Origin of the sequence: Bifidobacterium sp. AGR2158 (assembly GCF_000424225.1) — a bacterium.
GTDB lineage: Bacteria > Actinomycetota > Actinomycetes > Actinomycetales > Bifidobacteriaceae > Bifidobacterium > Bifidobacterium anseris.
Genome location: NZ_AUJM01000004.1, coordinates 1 through 6102 on the forward strand (window position 1 = coordinate 1; position 6102 = coordinate 6102).

Below are 6102 nucleotides of genomic sequence, written 5' to 3' on the forward strand. Positions count from 1 at the left end.
CACGACGATGAGCCTGCGCCCCTGTGCCTTCAACGCGCTTTTGATCAATCCCGCGTTCATACGGGCAAGGCGATCACGGTGCTCCACGATGATCATGCCCACACCCGGGTCGGCCAGCAAACGGTTGAGCTTGCGCCGCTTGTCGTTCATGCCTGACCCCACTTCCGCGACGACCTCGGGCTGTTCGACGCCCATGTTGAGCGCGAATGCCTTGAGCCTGTCCGCCTGACGTTGCAGGTCGTTCTTCTGGTCCGAACCGGACACGCGCGCATAGCACACCGTGCGGCCGCCGGCAGGGGCTTGCGCCTGTCGGGCCTCGTATTTGGGGTCATGGATGAGCCACATGCCGGTCGGCGTATGCTCCACAGGCACGGGCATCGTGCCCTCACGGCACCACTTCCACACCGTCTGCGGATGCAATCCCTCACGGGCCGCCCATTCCTTCACCAACATGAAACTAAGTATAACATATTCAAACCACGCAAAACAAGCTTATACACCAACAGATAACGACCCCTTTGCGCGCACGCCGCCCGGAGACGACGATGCGGCCCGCGGGAGGACACGGCAGCTGCCGCGAGCCCCCACGGGCCGCATCGCTTGTCGTCGTCGTGACGCCGCTTAGCGTCCGGTCGGCGTCACGACGACGTCGCAACGCTGGAAGTTCTTGAGGTCGACGTAGCCGGTCGACGCCATCGCGCGGCGCAGCGCGCCGATGAAGTTCGTCTTGCCGTCGGCCATGTGGCTCGGCCCGTAGAGGATCTCCTCGAGCGTGCCGACGGTGCCGACGTCGGAGCGGAAGCCGCGCGGCAGCGTCGCATGGCGCGCCTCGGACCCCCAATGCTTGCCGTGCCCCGGCGCCTCCTTCGCGCGGGCGAGAGGTGCACCGAGCATGCATGCGTCGGCGCCCATCGCGAGAGCCGTCACGAAGCTGCCGGAGTCGCCCATGCCGCCGTCGGCGATGACCTGCACGTAGCGGCCGCCGGACTCGTCCATGTAATCGCGGCGCGCCTCGGCCACGTCGGAGATCGCCGTGGCGAGCGGCACGTGCACGCCGATCGTCTTGCGCACCGCGGAGACGGCGCCGCCGCCGAAGCCGACGAGGACGCCCGCCGCGCCGGCGCGCATCAGGTGCAGCGCCGCCGTGTAGTTCGCGGCGCCGCCGACGATGACCGGCACATCGAGGTCGTAGATGAACTTCTTGAGGTTGAGCGGCTCATGGTCGGTCGAGACATGCTCCGCAGAGACGGCGGTTCCGCGGATGACGAAGAGGTCGACGCCCGCCTCGAGCACTGTCGAATAGTACTGCTGCGTGCGCTGCGGGGACAGCGCGCCGGCGACGGTCACGCCGGCATCGCGGATCTCATGCAGCCTGGAGACGATGAGCTCCGGCTTGATCGGTTCGGCGTAGGCCTGCTGCAGATAGGCGGTGGCCTCCTGCGGGCCGAGCGCGGCGACGCGCTCGAGGATCGGTTCGGGGTCGTCGTAGCGCGTCCACAGGCCTTCGAGGTCGAGGACGCCGACGGTGCCGAGCCTGCCGAGCTCGATCGCCGTCTTCGGGCTCGTCACCGAATCCATCGGCGCGCCGATGACCGGGATGTCGAACTGGTAGGCGTCGACCTGCCAGACGGTGGAGACGTCCTGCGGATCGCGTGTGCGGCGGGACGGGACGATCGCGATGTCGTCGAGGCCATAGGCGATGCGGCCCTTCTTGCCGAGGCCGATTTCAATTTCCTGAGACATGGCTCCTAGGCTAATGCGCAGCTGTGACACGGACGTGACGCGGTTTTTGGACAATCGTCCGTGGACGAAACAGTCATGCGCTATGCATGTCTATGGAAACGTTCCGATCACTCATTGGAGGAATCCCCCATGGCGAAAATCAAGGTCGAAGGCACGGTCGTCGAACTCGACGGCGACGAGATGACGCGCGTCATCTGGAAGGACATCAAGGACCGTCTCATCCTGCCCTACCTCGATATCAACCTCGACTACTACGACCTGAGCATCCAGAACCGCGACGCGACCGACGACCAGGTGACCGTCGACGCCGCCGAGACGATCAAGCGCGAGCACGTCGGCGTCAAGTGCGCGACGATCACACCTGACGAGGCCCGCGTCGAGGAGTTCGGCCTCAAGAAGATGTGGAAGTCGCCGAACGGCACGATCCGCAACATCCTCGGCGGCACGATCTTCCGTGAGCCGATCGTCATCTCGAACATCCCGCGCCTCGTACCGGGCTGGACGAAGCCGATCGTCGTCGCGCGCCACGCCTTCGGCGACCAATACAAGGCGACCGATTTCAAGGTCCCGGGCCCCGGCAGCCTGACGGTGACGTTCACGCCGCAGGACGGCTCGGAGCCGATTGAGCATCTCGTCTTCGACTATCCGGGTTCCGGCGTCGCGCAGGTGCAGTACAACCTCGACGACTCGATCCGCGGTTTCGCCCGCGCCTGCTTCAACTACGGCCTGCTGCGCGGCTATCCGGTCTACCTGTCAACGAAGAACACGATCCTCAAGGCCTACGACGGCGAGTTCAAGGACATCTTCGCCGAGGTGTTCGAGACCGAATACAAGACGCGCTACGAGCAGGAGGGCCTCACCTACGAGCACCGCCTCATCGACGACATGGTCGCCAGCTCGCTCAAGTGGCACGGCGGCTACGTGTGGGCCTGCAAGAACTACGATGGCGACGTGCAGTCCGACACCGTCGCGCAGGGCTTCGGCTCGCTCGGCCTGATGACCTCGGTGCTGATGACCCCCGACGGCCAGACCGTCGAGGCCGAGGCCGCGCACGGCACCGTCACCCGCCACTACCGTCGCTGGCAGAAGGGCGAGAAGACGTCGACGAATCCGATCGCGTCGATCTACGCGTGGACCGGCGGCCTCAAGCACCGCGCAAAGCTCGACGGCACGCCCGAGGTCGCCGATTTTGCCGAGAAGCTCGAGCAGACGATCATCTCGACCGTCGAAGGCGGCCAGATGACAAAGGACCTCGCGATGCTCATCGGCCCCGACCATCCGTGGCTCGACACGGAGGGCTTCATGGATGCGCTCGACGAGAACCTGAACAAGGCGCTGCGCGCCTGACGGTCTCACCGCACCCCCGCAGGGCCCCGTTCCCGGACCGGAACGGGGCCCTGCGCCGTTTTGCCGACTTCCTCGGGTACAATCGTTCCCGTCCCATCCCCCATAAGAAAGCGGTACGGCATGTCCCATACGGGCCTTCCACTTCTGCGACGCTGCATGGCGATGGCGCTGTGCTGCGGCATGACGATCCCCATGGCGGCCTGTTCGTCCTCGTCGACGGACGGTGCATCCCCGGCCGCGTCGCCGTCCATGACGAACGGACAAGTGGCGATGTTCGTGCCCACCGACAGCTTCACGATCTCGCAGAACGTGCCGCTCAACACATGGAACCGCCTCGTCGGCGCCACATCGGACGCGCTCATCGAACGGGGATTCGACGACGACGACATCACGACGCACGCCGACGCCGACCTCGACAAGCAGAGCCGCAGCATTGAGACCTACGTGCGCGAACACATCGAACACGGCGACGGGGAACGCACACTCGTCGTCGCGCCGGCGGTACGCACCGCCGAATCGACGAAGTACTACGGCGACTACGCGACGCAGATGCTCGAATCGTCGAAGGACGGCGACGACGCGAAGGACGAGAAAGACGCAAAAGTCGACGAGGCGCTCGCGCGCACCGTCGCGGCGCTCAACCGGGTGAAGGCGGCGGGCGGGCACGTCGTCGTCCTGTCGACGCGCATCCCCGGCTTCACGCCGGACGCCTTCGTGTCGATCTGCGACGCCGAGCAGATCGGCCGCATGCAGGCGCAGCAGCTCGTCAACAAGCTCGAACTCGACAAGACGAGCAGGGACAACCCCAAACGCATCGAGATCATGCTGCCCTTCGACGGCGAGGCCTCGCATCCGAGCGATGAGCAGCGTTTCGCGCGCGACACGTTCAAGGGCGCGTGGAGCGTGCTCGGCACCTACTTCCGCTCCGGCGTCGTCGTCAGCCCGTCGCTAAGGCTCTCCGCCGCGTCGACCGAGGACGACTGGCATGACGTGGCCTTCCAGGCGCGCAAGACCGACGATGTCGTCGCCGAGATCAAGGCGCGCCTGCATACGAACGCGAAAGGCGCCTTCACGCCGATCGACGGCGTCGTCTCGATGAACGACTTCGTCGCCGACGGCGTCATCAAGGGACTGACGGCCATGGGCTACGTCGGCACAGCCGCCGACATCAACCCGTCGATCACGATCGGCGACGTCCTGGGCAACATCGCCGGACGGCGCGACGTGCAGCGCGGAAAGGTGCCGGAGCCGACGCAGGCGCCCAAGTCCTCCGCCGGCGAGGCGAAGGACGACGGATCGGCAGACCGCGAGACGCCGCCGGTGACATCCAACCGCTGGCCGATCGTCACCGGATACGGCTCGTATGTGAGCAACATCCCGAACATCGTCGACGGCAAGCAGTGGATGACCGGTCTGGCCGACCGCAACGGCAACGCCTCGGGCATCGCCGCCATCTGCCGGGCGCTCAACCGCAACGACGACAAAGCGGCGTTGGATCATTTCAACACCGTCGACGGCGTGCCGACGATGGGGCTGCCGCTCATCGCGGTGAGCGCCGGCAACCTCAAGACGACGCTCATCGACCCCGGATACATCTCGCTCGCCGACGCCGACCTGTAGAAGGCCGGCCGCAGGGAATCAACGGCGCATCATTCGACGAGCACGATGCGCTGCGGGCGCAGCCAGCGTTCCGGGTCGACGTACTTCCTGGCCGCCATGCGGATGCCCCAGTGCACGCAGGTGCCGTCGCAGTGGTCACTCGACCCAGACATTGTGCCGAAGGGGCGGCCGCGGCTCACCTTCGCTCCGACGGCGAGCGTCGTGACCGCCGGTTCGAAGGTGAGCGTCCATGCGCCGTGGACGATGCTGACGACCGATTTTCCTCCCACCTTTCCCGCGAAGCTGATGGTGCCGTCGGCGGGGGCGACGAGCGTCGCGCCTTCGGCGACCGCTATGTCGACGCCGCGGTGCCCGGCGAGCCACACCTGCGCCGGCTCGTCGAACGGCGACATGATGACCCCTCCCTTGACCGGCAGCACCATCGCCGGCGTGCAGCCGCCGTCGGCATAGGCGCAATCGGTCGTGTGCATGCCGACGCCGATCGTCGTGGCGGCGGCGACGATCAGCGTCGACGTCGCCACGAGCGCGTTGAGCCGGCGGCGGCCGCGCATCGCCTCGAAACGCCTTCTACGACGTGCGCGGCGTGCACGCAGCTGCTCATCGTGATGTCCCATATGACTCCTCCTTCGACTTGCGGAACATGTCGTCGTTCCACTATCGAACGCCGCGGGCTTGCCTGTCCACCGTGACGGAGGTATGTGTACGGACGGCCCTGAACACGGCGTGTCGCGGCAGAAATCGACCAATTGATGTGGATGGCCGTCGCATATACAACAAAAATCGTCGCTTCGGACGGTGCCATGGACGGTCGCGCGGCCGCCAATCAGTCGAGCGAGTCGAGCACGTCGTCGATGAGCGTGCGCCCCGGCGTGCGCCCCTCATCGAGGTCGCGCAGCCGCGGGAAGCGGCGCAGCGCGTTCGTCGGGCTCGCCCCCGCCGCGCGCGACACGTTCGATTTGCTCACGCCGCGGGCCGCCGCGCGTTCGGCGAGACGGTCGACGAGCGAATCGCCCACCTGTCGCAGCCGCTCCGCCACCCACAGCTGCGCGAGCTCGGGCGACATGCCGTAGTCCTCGACGAGTTCCGCCGACGATTCCTGCACCGCCGCCCACAGCACCATGAACGGCTTGCGGTAGTAAGCGATCTGCTCATCGAGCGGCTCGTCGTCGAGCTGCTCGAGTGCGCGACGGTCGACGGTGTTCATACTCACGGCAGCCTCCACGGCGGCCGGAACGGCCGCCACCCCTTGGAACCATTGCAATGAGGCCATCCACAAGGGATGGCCTCGAATGTCTCGGTCGGGCTGACAGGATTTGAACACGACGCTCTGGAACCGTTGCGATTCATACGCTGTCGGTGTGCCCGACGATTTCTGTCCACTGTTTTGTCCCA

6 protein-coding genes are annotated in these 6102 nt (G+C 66.0%); 2 read left to right on the plus strand and 4 right to left on the minus strand.

Features of this window, described 5'->3' with window-relative positions; all coding sequences use genetic code 11:
- Together G606_RS0100330 and G606_RS0100335 are read right to left on the minus strand one after the other, a co-directional pair.
- Positions 1–453 (minus strand): IS607 family transposase (locus G606_RS0100330; protein WP_034523221.1); only part of this gene is annotated, 453 nt, incomplete at its 3' end.
- 168 nt (positions 454–621) lie between these two features.
- The gene (locus tag G606_RS0100335) at positions 622–1743 is read right to left on the minus strand and encodes a GuaB3 family IMP dehydrogenase-related protein (RefSeq protein WP_026644336.1); all 1122 of its coding nucleotides are present in this window, start codon (positions 1741–1743) and stop codon (positions 622–624) included.
- A 129-nt stretch (positions 1744–1872) separates the two neighbouring features.
- On the opposite strand from G606_RS0100335, the gene G606_RS0100340 reads away from it, so the two are divergent.
- Both G606_RS0100340 and G606_RS0100345 read left to right on the plus strand, forming a co-directional pair.
- Complete coding sequence (locus G606_RS0100340) at positions 1873–3090, plus strand: NADP-dependent isocitrate dehydrogenase (protein ID WP_026644337.1); 1218 nt, start codon at positions 1873–1875, stop codon at positions 3088–3090.
- A 249-nt stretch (positions 3091–3339) separates the two neighbouring features.
- On the plus strand, positions 3340–4710 hold the full coding sequence (locus tag G606_RS0100345) for a substrate-binding domain-containing protein (protein WP_051198241.1): 1371 nt from the start codon (positions 3340–3342) through the stop codon (positions 4708–4710).
- Positions 4711–4739: 29 nt separating this feature from the next.
- Here G606_RS0100345 and G606_RS0100350 read toward each other — a convergent pair whose 3' ends face one another.
- Both G606_RS0100350 and G606_RS0100355 read right to left on the minus strand, forming a co-directional pair.
- On the minus strand, positions 4740–5324 hold the full coding sequence (locus G606_RS0100350; RefSeq protein ID WP_231371360.1) for a M23 family metallopeptidase: 585 nt from the start codon (positions 5322–5324) through the stop codon (positions 4740–4742).
- Positions 5325–5533: 209 nt separating this feature from the next.
- Positions 5534–5920: a transcriptional regulator gene (locus G606_RS0100355; protein ID WP_026644340.1), complete on the minus strand. Its 387-nt coding sequence runs from the start codon at positions 5918–5920 to the stop codon at positions 5534–5536.
- Positions 5921–6102 lie beyond the last annotated feature (182 nt).

What these genes read in the sequence shown, in the direction of transcription:
- G606_RS0100335 (WP_026644336.1), bottom strand. Translation starts at nt 1,743, where the DNA reads ATGTCTCAGGAAATTGAAATCGGCCTCGGCAAGAAGGGCCGCATCGCC.
- G606_RS0100340 (WP_026644337.1), top strand. Translation starts at nt 1,873, where the DNA reads ATGGCGAAAATCAAGGTCGAAGGCACGGTCGTCGAACTCGACGGCGAC.
- G606_RS0100345 (WP_051198241.1), top strand. Translation starts at nt 3,340, where the DNA reads ATGACGAACGGACAAGTGGCGATGTTCGTGCCCACCGACAGCTTCACG.
- G606_RS0100350 (WP_231371360.1), bottom strand. Translation starts at nt 5,324, where the DNA reads ATGGGACATCACGATGAGCAGCTGCGTGCACGCCGCGCACGTCGTAGA.